The organism is Streptomyces sp. CNH287 (genome assembly GCF_000424825.1).
This window is the reverse complement of record NZ_AUKQ01000003.1, coordinates 293,962-317,056: the sequence shown is the minus strand read 5'-3', so window position 1 is coordinate 317,056 and position 23,095 is coordinate 293,962. Positions and strand designations below refer to the sequence as shown.

The following is a 23,095-nucleotide window of genomic DNA, read 5'->3' as shown; positions in this document are numbered from 1 at the left end:
GATCATGGCACGTTCGGGTGAATCACGCAAAGCCATGCCCATCCGCAGACGCCGGACCACAGGGGGCCACCAACACGAACGGCACTTCGCGTGTCGGTGATTTGTTCGTATGCCTACTCTGGGCGGTCGACCCGGGCGGCCAGCGCCCGCGCTTCGGCCAGCAGACTCTCGGCGCCACCCACATCGCCTGCCTGAGTGCGAAACTCAGCGAGCGCGGTGAGCGACTCGGCCATCTCATCGGGCACATTCAGACTTCGGGCAAGGTCCAGACTTCTACGAATGTGCGCCTCTGCCGGAGCGGGGCGGCCGACACTGCACTCGGCGACACCGAGGTGGCGCAGGATCTGAATTCTCTCCGTAGCCGCATTGATCTCGTCCGCCAAGTTCAACGCCGCGCGGTGGTAGGTGAGCGCTTCAGCGGCACGGCCTCCGGACTGAAGCACCAAACCCATGCCATCCAGGCACACAGCCTGATTGAGCTTGTCGCCGTATTCGCGGAAAACCTGCAAGCTCTCCTCATAGAGCCGCGTGGCTTCTTCTTTCTTCCCCAGGGCTCGGCGGACGCTGGCGAGGTTCATCTTCAAGGTCGCACGATCGGAGCGGCTTCCCATGGTGCGGGAGAGTTCGAAAGCCTGAGAATATATACCGTCTGCATCTTCCATGTTGCCAAGTTTCATATGCAACTCTGCCACATTGTTCAGCACCATGAACTGGCCGGTGACATTCGCAACCGACTGATATCTTGGCAGTGCCTCCATGAAACTGTCGATCGCTTCACGGATTCTCCCCATGTGCAGCAGGGCGATCCCGGCAATATTGAAGCTTCGCGCCTGATGGAGTGGCGGCGACCCCTTCAGGCGAATCGCGAGGCACTCCTGTTCACAGGCCAACGCGTGCGCGTAGTCCCCCGTGCGCCAGTGCCCGATGGCGATCTGATGCAGCCCCTCCGCACATAACTCCGACTCACCGAGCACCCGGGCAAGCCGATACAATTTTTCAGACGAAACCAAGGCCGCTTCGTAGTTACCCGTCTGCAAGAGCGCCGTGTTGAGGTCCAGCAGGGCGTACGCGGTCGCTTCGTCGTCACAGGACGCCTCCCAGTGCTCGACGGCGCCCTTGCGCAGCGGCTCGGCGAGGGTCAGATAGCCCTCCGCGTCCATGTAGCCGCTCAATGCGTGGGTGAAATAGGCCAGTTGGCGCGGGGAGCCGTGCTGGCGGACGTAGGTGAGGGCGGCCAGGAGGTTGGAGCCCTCGGTGGTGAGCCAGGTGTGGGCCTGGCCGTCGGGCCAGAGCGTGCCCTGCTCGGGTGCGTCCGGGGACGCGGCCGTGACCGGCATCCGCATGCGGTGCGGGTACGCTTCGCGGTCCGCGCGGTCCGCTGCGAGGAGGTAGAAGTCCAGCAGGCGCTGGACGGCCTGCCGCCGTGCTTCCGCGGGCTCCGCCTTGGCCTGTTCGGCGGCGAACTCCCGCACGAGATCGTGTGTGCGGTAGCGGTGGGGCCTGGTCTCGAAAACCAGGTGACAGGCCGTCAGTTCGTCCATCGCGCGCTCGGTCTGCTCCACCGTGAGCCGCGCGAGGGCCGCCGCCGCGAGGATGCCGAACTCGGAGCCGAAGTGCAGGCCCGTACGCCGGAAGAGGAGCTGCTGCGCGGGCGTGAGGTCGCGATAGGAATGCGCGAACGTTTCTTCCAGCGCCCGGTTGTCGTCCCGCATCTCGGGGAGCCTGACCGGCTTCTCCGCGTAGTGGCGCCGCAGGTCGGCCGTGCTCCAGGAAGGGTGGGACTGGAGGCGGCCCGCGGCCATCATGACGGCGAGCGGGATGCGGTCGCACAGCCGGACGACCTCGATGGCGTCCGCGTCGTCGGACGGACGCCGGGCGGCGCCGGTCTGCTCGTAGAAGAGGGCGAGCGCTTCGGCCAGCGGCATCGGTTCCAGCGAGAGCGAACGCGCGTGCGGGAGGCCGGTGAGCCGGCGGCGGCTGGTGATGATGATCAGGGAGGGCGAGGAGCCGGGCAGCAGCGGGCGGACCTGTTCCGCCCCGGACGCGTCGTCCAGGACGACGATCGCCCGCCGGTTCGCCATCGTTGTACGCCACAGGGCGACCAGGCCGTCGGTGTTCTGCGGAAGCTCCGAGAGCGATACCCCGAAGGCGCGGAGCAGTTCGGTCAGCGCGGCGGCCGGCTCCAGCGCCTCCACCGGGGCGTGTGCCCGCAGGTCCAGGAACGCAGCGCCGTCCGGGAAGTGCGCGCGGACGATATGCGCGGCATGTACCGCCAGCGCGGTCTTGCCGATCGCACCTATGCCATCGATGGTGCGCACGAGCGTGGAGCCGACGGGTCGTTCGTCGGCCCGGTCGGCCCCCTCGGTCACCAGGCGCAGTTCCTCGTGCCGCCCCACCCACCCGGCGTCGATGGGCAGACTGTCGGGGACCTGGAGGCGCGGCTCGTACGCCTGGACGGGCGGGGCGGGCAGCAGCTCGCGCAGGGGCGCGCGCTTGAGGATGCCCTCCTGGACGCGGCGCAACCGCCCGCCCGGGTCGATGCCGTGCTCGTTCACCATCCGGCGCAGCGCCCGCTGCATGAGGCGGGCGGCGTCCTCGACCCGGCCGCCCGCGTAGAGGGCCAGGGCCAGGTGTTCGACGAGCGGCTCGTGGACGGGGTGGTTCGGCTCGAGCGCGGTGAGTTCCGCGACGGCCTCGCCGTGACGCCCCTGCCGCAGGGCGATCTCCGCGCGCAGGACTGCCGCCTCCAGGTGCCGTTCACCGAGGGTCGTGCGGACCTGCTCGGCCCACAGTCCGGGCGTGCCCGCGAGCGGCTCGCCTCGCCACAGTCCGGCGGCCTCCTCCAGCAGGCGCAGCGCGTCGTGCTGGCGGCCCTCGCCGTGCAGGGCGCGGGCGCGGTCGGTCAGCGCGGAGTAGCGGCGCACGTCCACCGTCTCGGGCGGGGCGTCCAGTGCGTACGTGCGCGCCCGGCCGGTCAGGTCCGGGGCGGCCTCGCCGACCACGGCCTGCAAGGTGCGCCTCAGCCGCGAGACGTAGGTGTAGAGGTTGTCGAGCGCCTTCTCGGGCGGGACGTCCCAGACGCGGCTGACCAGTGTGTCGGCCGGGACGGCCTTGCCGATGTCCCACGCCAGCGCGGCCAGGGTCAGGCCCTCTTTCGAGGACCCCAGGGCGCGGTGCCGCTCGCCCGCGCGCAACTCCATCGGCCCGAGCATGCGTATCCGGAGCTTCACCAGCGCCTCCCGCCGGATGGGCATTCCGCGGTACTCATGATGGCACCGATGAACGGGTGCGGACAGAATGCATAGGGAATGCGGCCGGTTTCTGACGCCTGGCGCATCGCTTGTTTGTGAACCTTTGCGGCCTGTCCTTTCTTGATCGTCTGTGCTGTCCGATCCGTTGCGTGCCGCACGTGCAACAGCGGAACGTATGGGGCATGAAGAAGACATGGGGGACAAGGATCTGGGCGAGGTCTTGCTTTCGGCTCTACTCGTCGCCGACCAGGCACAACACCGTGACACCTGGGTTCAGTTGACCCGCTTTGTGCAACCGCTGACCGAAATTGACCCAGAACTCGCACATGCCTGGCAGACGGCCCAAGCTGACCGCGTACCCCACTCACTTCACCTTCTGGCCAGTGCCCTTTCCCGCCACGCGGCCCAGGACCCGCACCTGTCGGGGCAGTTGCGGGAGTGGTCCGCACGGCACGCGCCGGAGGCCGGAGGGCCGAATTCCGCGGCGGCCGGAGAATCCGCCGCGGCGCCCGTACCGGCGACGGAATCCGGACACCGCAATACGATCGAGGGCCACGCCCGGCTGACGGGCCCGACCGTACAGGCACGGGATGTGTACGGCGGTGTCCATTTCCATCCGGTACCGGTGGACCGCCCTCCGACCCCGCGGCAGCTTCCGCCCGCGCCGGGCCCCCTGGTGGGGCGTGCCGAGGACCTGGTGGCGCTGGAGGAGTTGTGCGACCCCTCCCCCGCCGCCGCGCCGCAGCTGGTGATCGTCACGGGCCCGGCGGGGGTGGGCAAGTCCGCGCTGGCCTCGTCGTGGCTGCGGCAGGCCGGCGCCGGACCGTTCCCCGACGGGGAGCTGTACGTGGACCTGCACGGCCACGCACCCCCGGACGCACTGTCGCCGAGCACCGTGCTGGAGCGCTTCCTGCGCGCCCTGGGCTTCCCGAGCCCGCCCGCGGACTTCGCCGAACAGGTCACCCTGTGGCGGACGGTCACCGCCCGCCGCCGGCTCGCGCTCCTGCTGGACAACGCGTTCACGGCCGCGCAGGTGCGCCCGCTGCTGCCCAGTGGACCCGGCAGCCTGACGGTGGTGACGAGCAGGCGCCACCTGGCCGGGCTGTTCGCCGACGGCGCGGTGCTCCACCCGCTGCGCGTCCTCGCCGCGAGCGCCGCCGTCGAGCTGCTGGCCCGCGGCGGACGGCGCCGCGTCGACGACGAACCCCAGGCGGCGCGGCAGGTGGCCGCCCGGTGCGCGCACCTGCCGCTGGCGGTCTGCCTGGCCGCCGCGCAACTGGCCGCGCGGCCCCGGCGGCGGGTGTCCGCGCTCGCCGAGAGCCTGTCGGCGGCCGACCCGCTGGACGCGCTCCAGGTGGAGGGGGAGGCCGCGGTGCGCACCGCGCTGGACCAGAGCTACGAACTGCTGCCGGAGGAGGCGGCGTCCGCGTACCGGTGCATCGGGCTGCTGCCCGCCCGGACCGTCGACCGCGGCCTGCTCGCCGCCGTCTGCGGGGTCACCGGCGAGGAGGCGGACCGGCTGCTGGACGTCCTGGTCGAGACCAGCCTGCTGGAGGACGTCGGCGAGGACGGCTACGGCTTCCACGACTTGGTGCGCCTGCACGCCCGCGGCCACGCGGCACGGGAGGGGCACGGCTACCGGCAGGCGGTGCTGCGGCGCTTCGTGGACTGGTGCCTGGCCGGGGCCACCGCCGCCGAGGCGGTGCTCACCCCCAGCCACGGCGGCCTGGCCCGGACGTACGCGCACCCGCCGCCGGAGCCGCCGTCGTTCGCAGACTGCGACGCCGCGCTGAGGTGGCTGGACGGGCACCGCGAGGCGCTGGCCGCGGCGGTCCGGCACAGCGGCGACGCGGGGTGGCACACGGCCTGCTGGCAGCTGGTGGACGCGATGTGGCCGCTCTTCCTGCGGCTGCGCCCCGCCGAACTGTGGGTCGAGGCGCACACCCTCGGGCTGGCCGCCGCCCGCCTCGCGGGGGACCGCGCGGGCGAGGGCCGGATGCTCACCTCCGGCGGGATCGGGCTGCGCAACGCGGGCCGCCACCACGAGGCGGCCGAGTGGTACCGGCAGGCGCTGCGGCACGCGGAGGAGGACGGCGACCGGCGCCAGCAGGCGCAGGCGCGGAACGGGCTGGGCAGCGCCTGCCTGGGTGCGGGTGAACTGGCCGCCGCCCGCGAGCACTTCGGCCAGGCGCTGCGCCTGCGGCTGGACGTCGGGTACGCGCGCGGCGCCGCGCTCACCAGGGTGCGGCTGGGCGAGACCGCCCTGGCCTCCGGTGACCACGCCGAGGCCGTCGGGCATCTGGAGGAGGCGCACCGCGCGCTGGTAGCGGAAGGGGACACCTACGACGCGGCGCGGGCGCTGGCCCTGCTCGGCCAGGCTCATCTGCGGGGCGGTGCCCACCTCACCGGGTACGCCCGGCTGCGGGCGGCGCTGCGGCAGTTCGAGCAGGCCGGCTCCGCGCACTGGCAGGCACGCTGCTGCCAGCTGCTGGGGCAGGCGGCACAGGAGCGCGGCGACCTGGCGGCGGCCCGGGGCTACCTCGAACGCGCGCGGGAGTTCCTCGCGGCGCTCAGCCCGGCGGAGGCGGAGCGGCTCGCGGAGCGGATACGGGGGCTGTGAGCCGCCGTATCCGCCCCGTTCGCGGGCCTCGCAGGAGCTGGGGCGGCGCGCCGGGCCGGGCGCGGGCGGGGCACCGGCCCGGGTGGCGGAGGCTCAGCCCGGCCGGTACGCCAGGGCCACCTCGGTGCGGCCCCGTCCGGTACGGGCCGGGCCGGATCGCTCCCGCGCGCCCTCGGCACGGCCGCTCAGCGACAGGGTGCGCAGCGCGGCCACCGGCCGCCCGCTCACCAGCCAGCCGTGCAGGAACGAGACCAGGCAGAGCCGCTGTCCGCGGGTCACCGGCACGCCCGGCGCGGGGCGGACCAGCAGCGACCAGCCGGACCGGCCGCGGACCAGTGCGCCGCCGTCGCGGAGCAGGGCGACCGAGGCCAGCAGGGACCCCGGATAGCGGGCCAGCAGCGCCTGCGCGCGCGGACCGGCCTGGCGGGGCGGGGCGGGCAGCGCCGCGTGCAGGACGTCCGCGCACTCCGCCCACCGGTCGCCGCCGCGCGTACCGGGCTCCGCCCACAGGTGCACGTCGCCGCCCCAGCCGCCGGGCGCACCGCCGCGCAGCGGCGGCGGCCCGCTCGGTGGAGTCCACCGCACGCCGAGGGCGCGGACGGTGGCGACGCAGACCGCGCGGTCCGTACGCGCCACGACCGTACGGGTCGCGGCACGCACCGCCGCCTCGCGAGCCGCCGCTGTGCGAGCCGCCGTGCGAGCCGCCGTACGCCGGGGCGGCCGGACGGCGAACGGGCGCGGCACCCCGCACAGGTGCACCTGTGCCACGGAGCCGCCCACCGCGTCGGGTACGCGCCTCATGCCGGTATCCCCCACTCCCGGCCGTCGAGCGCGTCCAGCGGCGCGGGCAGCGGCACCGGCTCCGTCTCGGCCGGGTAGGCGGGCTCGCTCAGCCCCAGCAGCCGGTACATGAGGCCGCGCATACGCCGCGCGAAGCCGCCGGGCGCGGACGACAGCCGGGCGCAGACCCGCGCGTACTCCCGGGGGCAGCGCTCGGCCGCCGCGAACGCGAGCTGCTCCGGCAGCGGATGCACCGGATCGAGCGCGCGGGCCGCGAGGGCGAGCAGGGCGGCGGGCGAGGTGGCGGAGACCTCGGCGTGCGGGTAGCAGGCCAGCAGGACCGGCGCGCCGGTCAGCGCGGAGTACGCGGTCACCGAGCCGTGGTCGCCGATGACGCAGTCGGCCGCGATGAGCGGCGCCAGCCAGTCCGACTCGGGTGGCACCAGGGCCAGTCCGCGGCGCAGGCAGCCGGAGAGCCAGCCCCGCACCGCCCAGTGGCCGTGCCCGGCCCAGATGTTGGGGTGCAGCAGCGCGGCGACGCGGTACTGCTCCCGCGGCAGTTCGGCCAGCAGCCGGGGCAGCAGGGCCTCCAGCCGCCCGAAGGAGGAGGACGGCCCCCAGGTCGAGGCGACGACCACCAGGCGCTGCCCCTCCGCCAGGCCCAGCGCGCGACGGTACTCCGCGCGGCGCGGCAGGCTCGCCACGATCCGGTCGTGGCACGGGTCCCCCACCACGGTGGCCACCGGCAGGGCTTCCGGGCAGCCCTCGGCCAGGCCCGCCAGATCGTCGTCGTGCGCGAAGGCGACCGCGGCCGGTACGACCTTGCCGTCGTGCATCAGGTGCTGGCTGCTCACCATGCCCGCCGTCCGCGGCCTCACGGTGTGCTGCGGCCCATGCGGCGCGGGCTCGCGCGGCGCGGGCGGCGGGTCGGCGCGGCGGAGCAGCTTGATCTGGCCCGCGCCGTGCGAGAGCCGGATCAGCGGGGCCCGGACCTGCTCGATCCCCCGCGAGCCGGCCGCCAGCGCGAGATCGAACTCGGAGGCGACCGCCACCTCCCAGGGAATCGCCTCGATCCCCTGGGACTGGAGGTAGGGCCGCACGCCCTCGCTGAAGGCGTGCGGCGCGACGGCGAACATCACCTGGATTCGCCGGTCCCGCCTGACCAATGAGAAGACTTCTTGCAGCCGCTGTGCGTAGGTCAGCGTGTGGATGACGACGAGCAGCCTCTTGCAGCCCGGTGCGGTCACCCACTGGCCCTGCTGAACGACAGCTGGTTGGTTGATCCCTGTTACGGCAGACACAGACTTTCCCCCATGAACGTCGGTGTGCTTCATCCGCAGAGGGGTGTGCCCGGCGGCTGTCGCAGACTTCTTGCAGAAATCTGGACGCCGCCTTGCCCGGCTGGTGCGCCGCACCCCGGCGCCCCGCCGGGCGGGGTGCCGGGGTGCCGGGGCCGCCCGCGTCAGGCGCCGGTGGCCGCGCTCTCGGCCGGGGCCGGGGTGCCCGCCTCACCGCCCGGACCGTCGGACCGGCCGTCGGACCCGCCGTCCGGCCGGCCGTCGGACTGAGGCGTACGTCGCCGCAGGACGGCCCAGGTGACCTCCAGCAGCAGCCCCGCCGCCGCCGCGATGGCCACGGACGCCCAGGGCGCCTCCACGCCGACCAGCTCGAGCTGGAAGAACTCCTGCGCGAACGGCACCACGAGCACGACGGCGAAGGAGACGGCCATGGTGAGCACCAGGGCTATCCGCCACCAGGTGTACGGGCGGGCGATGATGGCGAGCGCCCAGAGGGCCACCAGGAAGAGCGTCAGCGTCGCGGCGGAGGTCTCCGCCTCGAGGTTCCCGTCGTAGACGTTCCGGGCGTACAGGTAGGCGCCGAACGTCGCCAGCGCCGCGAGCACACCGCCGGGAAGCGCGAAACGCAGGACCCGCCGCACGAAGCCCGTCCGCGCGCGCTCGGCGTTCGGGGCGAGGGCCAGGAAGAAGGCCGGGATGCCGATCGAGAGCGAGCCGACCAGGGTCAGATGCCGGGGCAGGAAGGGGTAGGGGACCTGCGCCACCACGACCAGGATCGCGAGCAGCACCGAGTAGACGGTCTTGGTCAGGAAGAGGTTCGCGACGCGCTCGATGTTGCCGATGACGCGGCGCCCCTCCGCCACGACGCTGGGAAGGACGCTGAAGTTGTTGTCCATCAGGACGAGTTGGGCCACCGAGCGCGTCGCCGGGCTGCCCGCGCCCATGGCGACGCCGATGTCGGAGTCCTTCAGCGCGAGCACGTCGTTGACGCCGTCGCCGGTCATCGCCACGGTGTGCCCGCGCGACTGGAGCGCCTGGACCAGCGCCCGCTTCTGCTGCGGCCCCACCCGCCCGAAGACGGAGTTGCGCTCGGCGATGTCGGCCAGTTCCTCCTGGTCCTCGGGCAGGGTGCGGGCGTCGACGGGGTGTTCGGCGCCGGGAAAGCCGAGGCCGCGGGCCACGGCGCCCACCGAGAGGGCGTTGTCACCAGAGATGATCTTGGCTTGGACGCCCTGCTCGGCGAAGTAGCGCAGGGTGGCCGGGGCCTCCTTGCGTATCCGCTGCTCGATGACGACCAGGGCGACGGGCTCCAGGGCGTCGGCCGACCCGGCCTCGGCGTCCGGGAGTTCCTCCATGACGGCGCGCAGCGTGGCCCGCGTACGGACCAGCAGCAGGACGCGCAGGCCGAGGGAGCCGTGCTCGTCCACCTCGGTGAGCACGGGGTGCCCGGCGGGCAGCAGGGCGTCGGGGGCGCCGAGCAGCCAGGTGGCCGTCCGGCCGCCGGACTCCGGCCCCTCCCCACCCGACCCGTCCCCGCCCGGCTCCGTGAGCGAGGCGCCGCTCCAGCGGCGGGCGGAGGAGAAGGGGGAGCTGTCCTGGACCGTCCAGCCCTCGGGTGCCGGATAGGCGTCGATGATGGCCTGCATCGAGGCGTTCGGCCGGTCGTCGGCGGTGCCGAGCACGCCGAGCACGGCCTCGGCCGGTGCCTCCGGATCGAGCGCGCGCACCTGCGAGACGTCCATGGCCGTCTCGGTGAGAGTGCCGGTCTTGTCGAGACAGACGACGTCCACCCGGGCCAGGCCCTCGATCGCGGGCAGTTCCTGGACCAGGCAGCGCTTCTTGCCCAGCCGCACCACACCGACGGCGAAGGCGACCGAGGTGAGCAGCACCAGCCCTTCGGGCACCATCGGCACCAGCCCGGCGACCATGCGCCGGATCGCCTCGGCCATGTCGTCCTGGTCGTTGCCCACGGTCAGCTGGCTGATCACCAGGGCGATACCGGCCGGAATGATCGCGTACGTCACGAACTTCAGGATCGTGTTGATGCCCGCACGCAGCTCCGAGCTGATCAGGGTGAACTTGCTGGCCTCTTCGGCGAGCTGGGCGGCGTACGCGTCGCGGCCGACCCGGGTGGCGGCGAACGCGCCCGCGCCGGCCACCACGAAGCTGCCCGACATGACGGTGTCGCCCGGCTGCTTGAGCACCGGGTCGGCCTCACCGGTCAGCAGCGACTCGTCGACCTCCAGGTCGGCGGACTCGGCCACCACGCCGTCCACCGCGATCTTGTCACCCGGTCCCAGCTCGATGACGTCGCCCAGCACGATCTGCTCGGCGGTGAGCGAGACCGCGACGCCGTCCCGCCGCACCAGCGGGCGGCTCTCGCCGACGATGGCCAGCTGGTCCAGCGTGCGCTTGGCGCGGACCTCCTGGATGACGCCGATCAGCGTGTTGGCCAGGATGACGCCGCCGAACAGGCCGTCCTGGACCGGGCCGACGGACATGATGATCACGAACAGCACGCCCATGATCGCGTTGATACGCGTGAACAGGTTGCCCCGGACGATCTCGCCGATGCTCCTGCTGGAGCGCACCGGCATGTCGTTCACCTGGCCCGCGGCGACGCGCTCGGCGACCTCGGCGCTCGTCAGGCCGCGCGCGGAGTGGGCGGGCGCGGGCGGCGCCTCCGCTTCCGCCGGCGGGCTGGTGGCGCCCTCCGCTCCGACGGTGTCTAGCTGCTGCTCAGCCACGCTGCGGGCCCCTTCATATGCGGTCGTGCGGTGTCTGTAACGGGTGATGCCGGGTGCTGCCAGGTGATACGGGGTGGTGGCGCCAGGCGGCGCCGGTGCTGCTGGAGGGCGCGGGGTGGTGCTCGCGTCGTACGCGGGCGCCCCGGACCCCTATGAAAGTAATCGGCCGGGGTGATCTTCCGCCAGCCACCCAGGTATCCATCGCCCCCCGTACCTGGGTCGGAGTCGGGCCCGAGCGAGTAGTACCACGGTGTGAGGCTTCTCTCCCGCCACCCGCCGCGCAGACCGGCTGCCGCATTCCTCCGTGGAGCGCACCACCTGCGAGGACGCCGGTTCCCGCCCTCCGGTTGAGCCGATAGATGGCAGATGCCGGTTTTTGTACCTGTCGCGGAGGTGTGCTTACGGTCGCTCTGCTCGTCAACTGACGGGCGCCCTGGGCCGTCACGCCGAATCCTGCCGGCGGCCGGGGGGGCAATCGTCGCGCAAGCGCCGTTGGCAGGAGCGGGGGAACCAGGTAAGCGCCGCGCCCTTCGGGGAGCGGCTAGGGGCGAAAACCGTGCGCAGCCGCGCACGGGCGGGCACTCATCCGGCCCGGGTCCGACAGCTCACCTCGCAGGCGTCGGTGAGGAAGATCGTCATGCTCTTTTCCGCTCGCGGCCGTCACCGTCGTCCGGCCAAGGCCGTCCGCATCGCCACGCTGGCCGGGGTCACCGGTGCCGCCGTCGCCCTGCCGCTGATGTCCGCCACGGGCGCCCAGGCCGCCTCGGTCGACACCTGGGAGAAGGTCGCCCAGTGCGAGTCCGGGGGCAACTGGTCCATCAACACGGGCAACGGCTACTACGGCGGCCTCCAGTTCTCGCAGTCCAGCTGGGCCGCGGCGGGCGGCACGCAGTACGCGCCGCGCGCCGACCAGGCCAGCAAGGAAGCGCAGATCGCGGTCGCCGAGAAGCTGCTCGCCATGCAGGGCCCGGGCGCCTGGGCCTGCGCGGGTGCCGGGGGCCTCACCTCGGGCGGCCCGTCGGCGGACGTCAGCCCGGGCGGCGACTCCGGCAGCGCCCAGGAGGGCGGCGGCGGGAGCGCCGAGCAGCCCAAGGCCCCGGCCGCACCGCAGCCGCAGCCCGAGACACAGCCGGAGCCGCAGGCCGCGCAGCCCCAGCAGCCGGCCAAGCAGCAGTCCGGCGGCGGCGACTACACCGTGCGGTCCGGTGACACGCTCGGCACCATCGCCGACGCTCACGGCACCACCTGGAAGCAGCTCCACCAGGACAACCGGTCGGTCATCGGCGGCGACGCCGACCTGATCATGCCGGGCCAGCGCCTCTCGCTCTGAGCCCGGTGCCACCGCGGGTCGGCGGGCCCGCGGTGGCCCCTGATCGCGCAGCCCGCGCTCTGTCCCCCCGGGGCGCGGGCTGCGCCCGTCCGGGCCCGGCCCGCCCCGCGGCAGGCGGCGAACAGCCCGCCCCGCCCCGCGGCGGGCCGCCCGGCGTCAGCCCAGCCCGTCCGCCCGGTCGATGGTGTCCGCGAGCCGCGTGACCTCCTCGTCCTCCGTGCGCGAGGCGATGTCCCGGGCGTGACCGGCCAGTTGGCGCAGTGTCGGCGCACCGGGCAGCCCGTGCTCCCCGCCCCGCAGCGATTCGGCGAAGTAGGCGGCGACGGCTGTCAGCCGCAGGCCAGGCGCACCCTCCTCCCACAGGTCGCCGCGCAGCGCGTCCGTGCCGACCGTCCGCGACTTCTCGTGCGGGGTACGGTCCTCCGGTTCGAGCCAGCGCACCGTGGAGGTAGCCACCTTGCCCTCGGCGCCCTCCTTGAGCCGTACCGCGTAGAGCGCGGTCACCGTGTGGCCGGGGCCGATCTCGCCGCCGTCCACCCGGTCGTCGCGGAAGTCCTCGTCCGCCACCATCCGGTTGTCGTAGCCGATCAGCCGGAACTGCTCGACGGTGGACGGCTCGAAGACCACCTGCGCCTTGGCGTCGCGGGCGCGCAGCTGGGTGTGGCGCGGCAGTTCGTCCACGAAGACCTTCGTCGCCTCCTCCTTGTCCGCGACGTACGTGGTGTGCCCGTCGCCCTTGTTGGTCAGGCGTTCCATCAGCGCGTCACCGTAGTCGCTGCCGACGCCGACGCCGAAGAGGGTGATGCCGTGCTCGGCGCGGTGTTCGGCGACCTGGTCGAGGATGGCTTCCGGCGAGGTGTCGCCGGTGTTGGCGAGGGCGTCGGAGAGCAGGACGACGCGGTTGGTGGCGCCGGCGCGTTTGCCGTCCACCGCCTCCTGGTAGCCCTTCCGCATCCCGGCGGCCAGGTTGGTGCTGTCCTCGGGCCGGAGCCCGTCGACGGCCTCGCGGATGTCGTCGCGCGGGCCGTCGCCGTCCAGCCGGGTCATCGGCGCCACGGTGCGGGCCTCGTCGCTGAAGGTGACCAGCGAGACCGAGTCCTTGTCGCGCAGCTGCCCCACCGCGGACCTCAGCGACGACCTGACCAGGTCGAGGCGGCCCGGCTCGGCCATCGAGCCGGAGACGTCGATCACGAAGGTGAGCGCGGCGGGCGCCCGGCGCGCGGCGGCCCCCGGCGGCTCCTCCTTCGTCGCCAGCCCGACCCGCAGCAGCGACCACCCGTCGCCGCCGGCACGCGCGCCGTCGGCCGTGACCGTGAAGCCGTCGCCCTTCGGCTGCGGGTAGTCCTGCCGGAAGCTGTTGACGAACTCCTCCGGACGTACGGTGTCGCGCGCGGGCAGCCGCCCGTCCCCGATGGTGCGGCGCGCATAGCCGTACGAGGCGGTGTCCACGTCGAGGCCGAAGGTGGAGCGGTAGTCCGGGGCCTTGCTCGGCGCGCTCTCCCGCTGTTCGCCCTTCCGCTCCTTGGCGTCGCCTCCCTCGCCGCTCTCCCGCGACCCGGCCGGTGGCCCGTTGGTGCCGCCGGGCAGGGGCGCTTCGTTGCGCGCGCCGTCTCTCGCGCCGCCCCGCGCCTTGTCGTCCGCAAGGCTCGTCGGCGCGTCCCCGCCGCTCGTACACCCGGCGAGCAGTGCCGCGCCCGCCGCCAGCGCCACCGCCAGCCGCCTTCCCCGGTACTTCATGTCGGTCCCCCATCCGGCCCTTCGGCCGCCTCGTCGGTGTCAGCGGTGTGACGTACGAGGCGGCGGCGGGGACTCGGCGGGGGCGTCACGGATGCGTTGCGAAACGGCGACGGGCGCTCGACGACGGCCGCCGGGAGGCGGCGCCGGGACCGTGCCGAAACACGCCCTAGGCGGGCCGCCGGGGGTCGGTGGTCCCGGCGGCCGAGGAGAGGGACCGGACGTAGCCGCGCTTGACCTCCGCCCAGCGCGACCGCTGCTGAGCGGTCATCCGGCCGCGCAGCTCGGCGAGTTGCAGCAGGTTCGCCTCGGCGCCGGTCGTCAGGGTCTGCGCCTCGGCCAGGTAGTGGTCGTCCAGCACAGCCTCCAGCTCGGCCTCGTTCATGACGGGGACGATGCGCGCGGCCAGCTTGTTGGTGTTGCGGTAGGAGCCCTGGAGGAGGAAGGGCGGCTCGGTGCGGGCGGCCTGGTCCTGGGTGGCCGAGGCGATGTAGGCGGCGTTGACGGCGAGCACGGTCTCGCGTACGTGCAGGAGTTTGCGCAGCACGGAGAGGATCTGCTCCAGTTCGGCCGCCGGGTAGCGGTGGCTGAGCCGGTCGGGCTGGGCCGTGGCGTCGCCGCGCGCGAGCCGCACCAGCAGGTCGATGTCGGCGCGCTCGCGGGAGGCCAGCGGGGCCAGCACGGGGTTGGCGGTGAGGGCGTTCTCGATGTGGCTGAGCGCGAAGAGTTCGTCCTTGCCGCTGAGCACCTCGCCCAGGTTCCACACGTCGGCGCGGTTGGCGAGCATGTCGGGGATGCGGAAGCGGCTGCCGGACTCGGTGAACGGGTTGCCCGCCATGCAGACGGCGAACCGCTTGCCCCGCAGGTCGTACGTCCCCTCGGCGCCGTCGATCCGGCGCTGCGTGTCGCACAGGGGGATGAACTTCTGGAGCAGTTCCGGCGAGGTGTGCTGGATGTCGTCGAGGTGCAGGAAGACGTTGTTGCCCATCTCCAGCGCGAAGTTGATCTTTTCCACCTCGCGGCGGGCGGCGGAGTCCGGCGCGGCGGCCGGGTCCAGGGAGACGGTGCGGTGGCCCAGCGCGGGGCCGTCCACCTTGACGAAGACGAGCCCCAGCCGGGAGGCGACGTACTCCATCAGGGTCGTCTTGCCGTAGCCCGGCGGCGACAGGAGCAGCAGCAGGCCCTGGCTGTCGGTGCGCCGGTCCTCGCCCGCGGTGCCCAGCTGCTTGGCCAGGTTGTCGCCGATGAGCGGCAGGTACACCTCGTCGATGAGCCGGTTGCGGACGAAGGAGGACATGACGCGCGCCTCGTACGCGTCCAGCCGCAGCCGGTCGCGCTCGGCGGCCAGCAGGGCGTTGCGCCGCCGGGTGTAAGCGCGGTGCGCCGGGACGCGGGTGGTGCGGAACTCCCCGGTGCGGGCCAGGAACTCGTCCAGCCGCAGGGGCAGTTCACCGCCCCGCACCCGGGGGTGCGCGCCCAGCAGGCCGGAGACGGTGCGGTGCAGCTCCGCGTCCAGCTCGCGGCGGGCCAGCGCGTCCCCGCACAGTTCGACGGCGGCGGCCTCCGGCAGCTCCGGGCGGGGCCCGCCGTGCGTGCCGAGGTAGGAGCCGAGCCAGGCGGTCACCAGCTGGTGGCGGGCCGGGAGGTCGTCGCCGAGCGCGACGACGTCCTCGGTGAACGCCTTCACCTCCGGCGAGTCGGCGCCGCCGAGCGCGGACCGGAAGTCGGCGAGCAGGCCGCGGGCGCCCGGTCCGGTGACGAAGCGGGGGCCCTCCTCGGCGGCGAGTTCCTCGAAGAGGTAGGCGGCGGCGGCGCGCGGGTCCGCGGCGGCGGCCAGGTCCTCGGGCGCGGACGCGGCACCATCGGCAGCTCCGTCGGAGGCGGCACCGGCGCCGGCGCCGGGCGCCCCGGCCGGGCCGAGGCCCACGACCGGCAGGAACGCGCCGATGGCGGCGGCCAGTTCGTCCTCCAGTCGGTCGGTCTGGGCCGTGCGGCCGAAGGCGGCGCGCGCCCGCGCGAGCGACCGCGCACGGGTGGCCAGCGCCGTACGGGCCGCGGCGTCCGCGCCGTACGCCCAGAACAGCTGGGCCGCGGCGCGTGCCCCGGGGCTGAAGCGCAGCAGCTCGGCGCCCTCCAGCAGGGCGAGCACGGCGCCCAGGATGCGGGCGGCGTCGTGGTCGTGGACGCCGCGGTCGTAGCCCTCGTCGTACGCCGACTCGGCGGCGCTGCGCACCAGTTCGAGCAGCGCGTCGTGGTCCAGGTCAGCCCTCCCAGCTCCCGTACGCGCCCTCGGACCCGCGCCGCCCGGACCTGCCGGCAGCCCGCTCAGCACCGTCGCCGCCAGGTGTTCCGCCCGGTAGACCTCCGGGGACTCGGAGGCCAGCGGCTGGTCCCAGAAGATCCGCGTGTCGGCGAACTCCGTCTCGCGCACCGGCGCGCGGTAGTCCGTACCCGTCACCGCGAAGGCGAGCGCGCCCTCGTGCGGCACCAGGGTCAGGCCCACCGGCTGGGTGTTGACCCCGAAGCGGTGCCGCCCCAGCCGTACCGTGCCCTCGGCGTCGAACAGGTCGGCCCGGTCGCGCAGGGCGCGGGCGGCCTCCTGCCGGGCCGCCTTCAGCCGCCCCTCCAGCTCCTCCGCCCGCACCTGGTCCCCGAGGGCGCGCAGGTCCTCCGCCGTCGTACGGACCTTGACCACCAGCGGGTCGCTGGCGAAGAAGGCGTTGATCCCGTCCAGGTCGCCCAGCGACTGCGAGCGGCGTGCCACGGTGCCCAGCAGGCGGTCGGCGGAGTCGGCCAGCTTCTCGGCGTGCCGGGCGCGCTCGTCCAGCTGGGCCTGCTTGCGCGCGGAGAAGGTCTCGTAGATCTCCTCGCGCTGCTCGGTCAGCCGGGCGAGAAAGTCGTCGAAGGCGCCGAAGCGCGTCTCCAGGTTCTCCAGGTGGAGCAGCAGCCGCCCCAGCTGCTCGTCGCACTCCTGCGGGGTCCCCGAGGCGGCGAGCGCGCCCGCCACCGCCTGTCCCAGCAGGGCCGACTCGGCCGCGAACTCCGCCCGCCCCTCGGACTCCAGCAGTTCGCGGCGGCGGCCCTCCAGCACCGCGCGCGCCCGGTTGACCGCGCCCAGCACCTCGCCCAGGCGCTCCAGCAGGCCGGTGCGCACGGTCGCGTCCGCGATCTCCAGGCCGCCCACCACGTCGGTGACGATCCGCAGCCGCTCGGCCTGCTCGTCGATCTGCCCGCCCAGGGCCACCGCCTCGGCGACGGTGGCGAGCGCGCCGGCCCGCTCCTCCAGGCTGGTGATCTCGGCCAGGGTGCCCGCGAACGCGTCCGCACGCGACAGCTCGGTCACCGCCCGGCGCCCGGTGGCCTCCAGCGACGCGGCCAGTTCGGCAGCGAGCGCGTCCACCCGCTCCGTCTCGGCGTACCGCAGCTCGCGCAGCGACTCCGTACCGCCCTGCGCGCGGCGCAGTTCGGTCAGCAGGGCGACCCAGCCGGACGCGTCGGCGGGCGCCTCGCCACGTGCGCGCCGCACCAGGGCGGTGACCTCGCGCTCGGTGCGCTCCACGGCCTCGGCGTGCTGGGCGCGCAGCTCCTCGACCCGGGCGAACTCGGCGATGACCTGGCGGGCCGTGTCGCGCAGCGTGCCGACCGGCCCGTCCAGCCCGCCGAGGCCCTCCTCGGGGAGCCAGTGGTACAGGTCGGCGACCCGGGCGCAGGCGGCGCCGATGGCCTCGAACACCGCGCCGGCCGGGGCCATCTCGTCGGCCATGCGGGCCACCGAGAGGCAGTCGGAGAGCGCCCGCACCAGCTCGGCGTTGCCCACCCGGGCGAGCGGCCCGGTGCCGGGGGGCTGCGCGGCGGCGTGGCTGTCGCTCACGTACGGGGTGCGCCACACCTGCACCGGGTGCACGCGCGTCGCCTCGTCACCGGGGCGGCGCAGCACGGCCAGCGTGCCGTCCTCGAAGAGGGCGTGCCCGTAGGCGGTGATGGGCGTCGCGACCTGCTTGCGGATGAGGTTGTAGGGCAGCAGCAGGCTGCCGCCGTCGGCCGGGGTGCGGAAGGCGTAGAGGACGTCCTCGCCGTTCGGGGAGCGCACGGCCGCCTCGAACTCCAGGTCCCTGGTGTCGATGTCGAAGGTCTTCGCGGCGGCGCCCGCGGGCGCGGTGGTGACGTAGTAACCGCCGGGGAAGACGATGCCCTGGTCCTCGGGCAGCTTCCGGCACGCCTGGCCGATGCCGTCGAGCCGGACGACCTCGCCGGTCCGCTCGTTGTAGACCAGGTACCGGTGGTCCCGCTCCTTGTACGGCAGGACGCGCAGCAGCACCAGCGGGCCGACGCGGGCGTAGGACAGCTCCGCATCGCCCAGGGACTGCAACTGCTCCTGCACGGGCTCGGAGTAGATGCTCCCGGCAGCCGTGTCGGTGTGGTTCTCGGTCTTGAGGGTGAGCCGGCCGCCGGCCACGGAGACGAAGAGCACGTCCTCGACGGAGATGTGCGGGAAGCGGCCGGGCACGTGCTGGCCCCGGCCCGTCTCCGTCCACTCGAAGTCGTAGCTCCCGGGAGTGACGTGGTCGCGCTCGCCCTTGGCGTCGAGGTACTCGGGGGTGCCGTCCGGGGCGAGGCGCCAGCGCAGCACCCGGATGTCGGCCAGCTGGTCGCCCGTACGGAAGACGGCCAGCAGCAGCGAGCCCGTACGGCGCAGCCGCACCAGCCGCGCCTCGCGGAAGTAGCGGTGCAGCTCGGCGAAGTCGCGCCGGAAGCGGGGGTCGTCCAGCAGGCCGGGCACCGCGGTCTCGCCGACGGCCTCGAACCCGTCGCCGGTGAAGCGGTGGAGGCCGAAGGTGTCGCCTGCCTCGGCCGGTTCGTCGCCCTGGCGCGGGCCACCGTCGTCGTTGGTGCCCAGCAGCAGCAGGCCGCCGACCTGGACGACGTCGCGGGGCAGGCAGTCGTGCCCGGTGCGGACGCTGTCGGAGACCGCCAGCGCCAGTTCGCTGCCGCCGAAGGTCTCCACCCGCCGGGCGTTGAGCTTCTCCGCGCGCGCCGCCAGGTCCCCGGCGGCGGCGGTCATCCGCTCGCGCAGTACCTCGTAGGTCCCTGCCTCCAGCGTCCCCGCCTCCGGCGTCCCCGTCATCATGCGCTCCTCCACTCACCTCACGTACGGTCCGTCCCCCTGTCCTCGCCCGCCGGGCGGGCCGAAGCTCCGCGGCTCCGGCCCGCCCGGCGGGCGAGGCGGCACCGCTACAGCTGCTTCGTCCCGTTCACCGGGACGCCGGCGCCCGCTGCGGCACCCGCCCCGCCTGCGCCGCCCGCCAGCGCGGCCAGCGGCATGTCACCGGCGGCGGTGCCCCGTACGGACTCCAGCAGCGCGGTCAGCTCCGAGGTCTGCGGACCCTGGGTGGCGACCAGCCGGGTCAGCAGCCCGGCGAGAGTGAGGTCGCGCAGGCCGCCCGCGCCGAGCCCGGCGAGCATGCCGGTGAGGTCCTGGGTGAAGGTGGACGGCTCGCCGTCCCGCCCCAGCCAGGGCCCCGCCATGGCCTGTACGGACTCGCTGTTCCCCACGAAGGCGTCGACGCCCTTGCCCGCCGAGATCGCGCCCACCAGCTTGTCGAAGAAGACGGAGTCCCCGCCGACGATGTCGATCTTCGCGTTCTCCAGCCCCTTCGAGACCAGCTTGGCCTGCGACTGGGCGATCTTGTGGTGGACGTCGATGCTCGCGAGCCGGACGTCCTTCTCCGCCTCCAGCCGCAGCCGGTACTCCTCGTGGCCCCGGCTCGCCTCGTCCAGCCTGGCCATCGCGGTGGCCTTCTCGTTGATGCCCTCGGCCTCCGCCTTGAACTTCTCGCGCTGGGCGGTCGCGTCGGCCACGCCCTTCTCCCGAGTGCCCTCCGCCTCCGCGAGGTACCTCTCGCGCTGGGCGGTCGCCTCGGCGATGCCCATCTCCTTGGCCGCCTCGGCCTCCACCTCGCGGCGCCTGGCGAGCGCGTCGGCCATCCGCTCCTCGACCTCGGCCTCGGCCAGCCCGGCGGCGGCGGTGTCGGCCCGCTTGCCCTCGGCCAGGCGGATCGCGGACTGCGCGTCCAGGTCCGCGGCCTTGCGCCGCGCCTCGGCCATGGTCAGCTGCTCGGCGGCCAAATGCTCCGCCGCCTGCTCGGCCGCCTCGGCCGCCTTGATGTCCTTGACCAGCCGCTCCTGGGCCTCCGCCTCGGCACCGATGATGAGCGCCTGCCGCTCCCGCTCGGCTTCCTCGACCATCCGCAGCTTCTTGATCTCCTCCTCCTGCTGCGCGACGGTCTTCTCCACGGCGATGCGCTCGCGTACGACGTCCGCGATGTCCCGCTTCTCCGCCTCGACCTCCTTGTCGGCGGCGATGCGGCGCAGTTCGGTCTCCCGGTCGCGCCCGATGACCTCCAGCAGCCGGTCCTTCTCGATCCGCTCGTTCTCGATGGCCACGACCCGCTCGCGGTTGAGCTGGGCGACGGCCACCTCGCGCTCGCGGTTCTGGTTCTGGACGCCGAGCTGCTCCTCGGTCTTGATGTACGCCGTCTGCGCGCGCAGCCGCTCCTCGGCCTGCACCCGGGCGGTCTCCGCCTCCTCCCGGGCCCGCACGGTGTCGATCTCGCGCTGCTGCTTGATCTCGGCGTCGGCCTGGCGCCGCTCCATCTCCAGGACGGCTTCGCGGGCGTCGACGTTCTGCCGGGTGATCTCCTTCTCCTCGTTGCGCTCCCACTCGTTGGTGCGGATGTGCTCGGCGGTGGTCAGCTCGGTGATCTTCCGGATGCCCTGGGCGTCGAGGATGTTGTCCCGGTCGAGCTGGGAGAGCGGGGTCTGCTCGAGGTAGTCGATGGCCGCGTCCTCGAGGCTGTAACCGTTGAGGTCGGTGCCGATGACGGCGATGATCCGGTCCCGGAACTCGTCGCGCTTGGTGTAGAGGTCGGCGAAGTCGAGCTGCTTTCCGACGGTCTTCAGCGCCTCGGAGAACTTCGCGTTGAACAGCTCCTGGAGCGTCTCGCGGTCGCTGGCGCGCTCGGTGCCGATCGCCTGGGCGACCTTGATGACGTCCTCGGTGGTCTTGTTGACGCGGACGAAGAAGGAGATACGGATGTCCGCGCGGATGTTGTCCTGACAGATCAGGCCCTCGCGGCCGGTGCGGCCGATCTCCATCGTCTTCACCGAGATGTCCATCACCTCGGCCCGGTGCAGTACGGGCAGCACCACGGAGCCGGTGAAGGTGACGTCGACCTTGCGGGTCCTGGAGACGATCAGCGCCTTGCCCTGCGGGACCTTGCGGAAGAGTCTGAAGACGATGAGGATCACGAGGAGGGCGAGGATCAGGCCGACAGCGATCAACACGCCGATCCCTATGGAGATGGTTCCCATGGCATCCGGTTCCTTTGTTCAGCCGGGCGGCTGGCCCGGGTCGAGTGCGGGGCCACAGGGCATGACCCGGAAGAACCCGCCCTCTGCGTCGTAGTCGAAGATCAGTGCGCGGCTGCCCCCGGTGAGGAGCCGTGCGTCGGCGGCGTCACCGGTGCGCACCTGTACCAGCGCGGCGGACCCGTCGTCAGCAGTGACTTCCGCCTGACCGAAGTCGGTTCCCACCCGGCCGGTCCTGATGACACAGACACGGCCCACGAACTCACGGTGCGTGATGCCCGTCTCCGGCAGCGCCAGGACCCGCAGGGGCCGCACGAGCACGCGGGTGACCAGCACGGACACGAAGAGCGCCGTCGGCAGCGCGGCGATGCGCAGTACGTCGTTCTCGGTCAGCGCGCCGGCCGTCAAGGTGAGGAACCAGGCAATCGCGACGAGCAGGGAGACGACGATGGAGGGCGCCACCCCACCCAGCCCGAAGAGCCCGGTGGAACCAGCCGAACCGGCGGCACCGGCTTCCGGCGCAGTGGTGCCGATGTCCCCACCCCCGTCGAGGGCATCGGCACCTACGCCGGCCACCAGCACAAACAGCCAGTAGGCCACCACCGCGACAAGCGCGAAACTGAACAGCACTGCGGGGAACTCCAACGCCACGCGCAGGAACTCACTCATCCGCCGCCCCCCGTACTCGTTGCGGTGTGCCTCAACTCTGACACGCACGGTCGCGACCGCGCATTGCCAGAGTCCGGCAATTTTTATGGTGCGTTTACGTCCGGATCAAGGTGGAACCAGCTCCGCCGCCGTACCGGTGCCGCGGCGCCAGTGCCGGTCGCAGTACTAGATTTCAGTCTCGGGCCAGCCCAGCAGGCGCGCGCCCATGGCCGCGGTCTCCAGGGTGTAGCGGTGCAGCGAGTTGCCCGGGTCGTAGCCGGTGAGCAGCCGGATGCGCTCCAGCCGGTACGAGAGCGTCCGCACGCTCACCCCCAGCCGCCGGGCCGCCTCCGCGTTGACGTACCCCGACGCCGCACACTCCGCGAGCGTCTCCAGCAGGGGCGCGGCGCCGCCGCGCGCCTCGGTGAGCGGTTCCAGCACGGTGCGCACCAGGTCGGCCATCGCGGCGCGGTCCCGCAGCAGCACCGGGAAGACCAGCAGCTCGGCGGCGTTCAGCCGGACGGCGTCGAGACCCAGCCGGTCGGCCAGGTCGAGCGCCCCCAGCGCCTCCTCGTAACTCCGCACCACCCCGCCCGCGCCGCTGTGCTCGCGGCCGACGGCCACCCGCTCGGCCTCCGCGTAGCCGGGGCCCGGGTTCTCGGCGAGCGCGGCGAAGGCGTCCAGCAGCACGCGTTCGCTGCTGGCGGCGATGCACACCAGGCGGCCCTCCTTGGTGGAGAGCAGTACGTCCCGTTCACCGAAGCGGCCCAGCAGCTCGCGCTGGATACGGCGGACGGTGGGGTGCGCGTCGTCGAACGTCTCGGTGGAGGCCGCGACCGCCACCGCGTGCGCGCGGGCGAGCTGGAGCCCGAAGCGCTGCGCGCGCTCGGCCAGCCGGCCCAGGTCGCTGCGCCCGTAGAGCAGGTCGTCGATGAACTCCCGGCGCTTGCCCTCCTCCAGCCGCATCGCTATGCGCTGGGCACGCTCGTGGCCCTCGCCGAGCGCCACGAGCGCCGCGTCCAGGACGGCGAGCAGCGCGTCGCCCGTACGGGCCCGCTCCCTGGCGTCGGCCGTGCGGGCGATGCCGGGCAGGCCGCCCCACAGCCGACGGGTCTCCCCCACGTACAGGCTGACCAGCTGGCGCAGGCCGTGGCCGTCCTCGGCGGAGCGCTCGCCCAGGACGCGCAGGGCCTCCAGCTCCTCGCGGCGCGGCAGCCGCCCGGTCTCGGAGACCTCGGCGAGCAGTTCCGGATAGTCCCCCAGAAAACCGCGCGGTATCTCGTCCTGCTGTTGCAGTGTGCTCATCCGTCCCCCCGGCT

Annotated in this window: 11 protein-coding genes and 1 riboswitch; of the genes, 2 read left to right on the top strand and 9 right to left on the bottom strand. The window is 73.3% G+C overall.

All coding sequences use genetic code 11. The features are described from left to right. Positions 1-113: 113 nt before the first annotated feature. Positions 114-3,446, bottom strand: coding sequence for a tetratricopeptide repeat protein (locus H299_RS31540; protein ID WP_078512370.1), 3,333 nt, complete (start codon positions 3,444-3,446; stop codon positions 114-116). A gap of 430 nt (positions 3,447-3,876) precedes the next feature. Here H299_RS31540 and H299_RS31535 point away from each other — a divergent pair, with 430 nt between their 5' ends. Next, positions 3,877-5,871, top strand: coding sequence for an ATP-binding protein (locus H299_RS31535; protein ID WP_486587107.1), 1,995 nt, complete (start codon positions 3,877-3,879; stop codon positions 5,869-5,871). Between the two features lie 93 nt (positions 5,872-5,964). Here the strand turns inward: H299_RS31535 and H299_RS0101295 are convergent, their stop codons facing one another. The 3 genes from H299_RS0101295 to H299_RS31530 form a co-directional block, all read right to left on the bottom strand. Further along, positions 5,965-6,672: a hypothetical protein gene (locus H299_RS0101295; RefSeq protein ID WP_027746934.1), complete on the bottom strand. Its 708-nt coding sequence runs from the start codon at positions 6,670-6,672 to the stop codon at positions 5,965-5,967. Then, complete coding sequence (locus H299_RS0101290) at positions 6,669-7,952, bottom strand: hypothetical protein (protein WP_199782375.1); 1,284 nt, start codon at positions 7,950-7,952, stop codon at positions 6,669-6,671. Before H299_RS0101290 ends, H299_RS0101295 begins: the two co-directional genes overlap by 4 nt. A gap of 161 nt (positions 7,953-8,113) precedes the next feature. After that, positions 8,114-10,546 carry an HAD-IC family P-type ATPase gene (locus H299_RS31530; RefSeq protein WP_106965703.1) on the bottom strand — a complete coding sequence of 811 codons (2,433 nt, stop codon included), beginning with the start codon at positions 10,544-10,546 and terminating at the stop codon, positions 8,114-8,116. Positions 10,547-11,173: 627 nt separating this feature from the next. Further along, a riboswitch (cyclic di-AMP (ydaO/yuaA leader) is annotated at positions 11,174-11,330 on the top strand. 3 nt (positions 11,331-11,333) lie between these two features. Here H299_RS31530 and H299_RS0101280 point away from each other — a divergent pair. Beyond that, the gene (locus H299_RS0101280; RefSeq protein WP_027746932.1) at positions 11,334-12,026 is read left to right on the top strand and encodes a LysM peptidoglycan-binding domain-containing protein; all 693 of its coding nucleotides are present in this window, start codon (positions 11,334-11,336) and stop codon (positions 12,024-12,026) included. 156 nt (positions 12,027-12,182) lie between these two features. Here H299_RS0101280 and H299_RS0101275 read toward each other — a convergent pair whose 3' ends face one another. From H299_RS0101275 to H299_RS0101255, 5 genes are all read right to left on the bottom strand, one after another. After that, on the bottom strand, positions 12,183-13,763 hold the full coding sequence (locus tag H299_RS0101275) for a YfbK domain-containing protein (protein ID WP_027746931.1): 1,581 nt from the start codon (positions 13,761-13,763) through the stop codon (positions 12,183-12,185). A 166-nt stretch (positions 13,764-13,929) separates the two neighbouring features. Next, entirely contained in the window at positions 13,930-18,885 is a 4,956-nt protein-coding gene (locus H299_RS31525) for a DNA repair ATPase (protein ID WP_106965702.1), read from the bottom strand. Between the two features lie 107 nt (positions 18,886-18,992). Further along, the gene (locus H299_RS0101265) at positions 18,993-21,131 is read right to left on the bottom strand and encodes a flotillin family protein (RefSeq protein ID WP_027746930.1); all 2,139 of its coding nucleotides are present in this window, start codon (positions 21,129-21,131) and stop codon (positions 18,993-18,995) included. A gap of 18 nt (positions 21,132-21,149) precedes the next feature. Beyond that, positions 21,150-21,797 carry a hypothetical protein gene (locus H299_RS0101260; RefSeq protein ID WP_027746929.1) on the bottom strand — a complete coding sequence of 216 codons (648 nt, stop codon included), beginning with the start codon at positions 21,795-21,797 and terminating at the stop codon, positions 21,150-21,152. Between the two features lie 165 nt (positions 21,798-21,962). Continuing rightward, on the bottom strand, positions 21,963-23,081 hold the full coding sequence (locus H299_RS0101255) for a helix-turn-helix domain-containing protein (protein ID WP_037757237.1): 1,119 nt from the start codon (positions 23,079-23,081) through the stop codon (positions 21,963-21,965). Between the last annotated feature and the right edge of the window lie 14 nt (positions 23,082-23,095).

What these genes read in the sequence shown, in the direction of transcription:
- H299_RS0101280 (WP_027746932.1), top strand. Translation starts at nt 11,334, where the DNA reads ATGCTCTTTTCCGCTCGCGGCCGTCACCGTCGTCCGGCCAAGGCCGTC.
- H299_RS31525 (WP_106965702.1), bottom strand. Translation starts at nt 18,885, where the DNA reads ATGACGGGGACGCCGGAGGCGGGGACGCTGGAGGCAGGGACCTACGAG.
- H299_RS31530 (WP_106965703.1), bottom strand. Translation starts at nt 10,546, where the DNA reads ATGCCGGTGCGCTCCAGCAGGAGCATCGGCGAGATCGTCCGGGGCAAC.
- H299_RS0101255 (WP_037757237.1), bottom strand. Translation starts at nt 23,081, where the DNA reads ATGAGCACACTGCAACAGCAGGACGAGATACCGCGCGGTTTTCTGGGG.
- H299_RS0101265 (WP_027746930.1), bottom strand. Translation starts at nt 21,131, where the DNA reads ATGGGAACCATCTCCATAGGGATCGGCGTGTTGATCGCTGTCGGCCTG.
- H299_RS0101295 (WP_027746934.1), bottom strand. Translation starts at nt 6,672, where the DNA reads ATGAGGCGCGTACCCGACGCGGTGGGCGGCTCCGTGGCACAGGTGCAC.
- H299_RS0101260 (WP_027746929.1), bottom strand. Translation starts at nt 21,797, where the DNA reads ATGAGTGAGTTCCTGCGCGTGGCGTTGGAGTTCCCCGCAGTGCTGTTC.
- H299_RS31540 (WP_078512370.1), bottom strand. Translation starts at nt 3,446, where the DNA reads ATGTCTTCTTCATGCCCCATACGTTCCGCTGTTGCACGTGCGGCACGC.
- H299_RS0101275 (WP_027746931.1), bottom strand. Translation starts at nt 13,763, where the DNA reads ATGAAGTACCGGGGAAGGCGGCTGGCGGTGGCGCTGGCGGCGGGCGCG.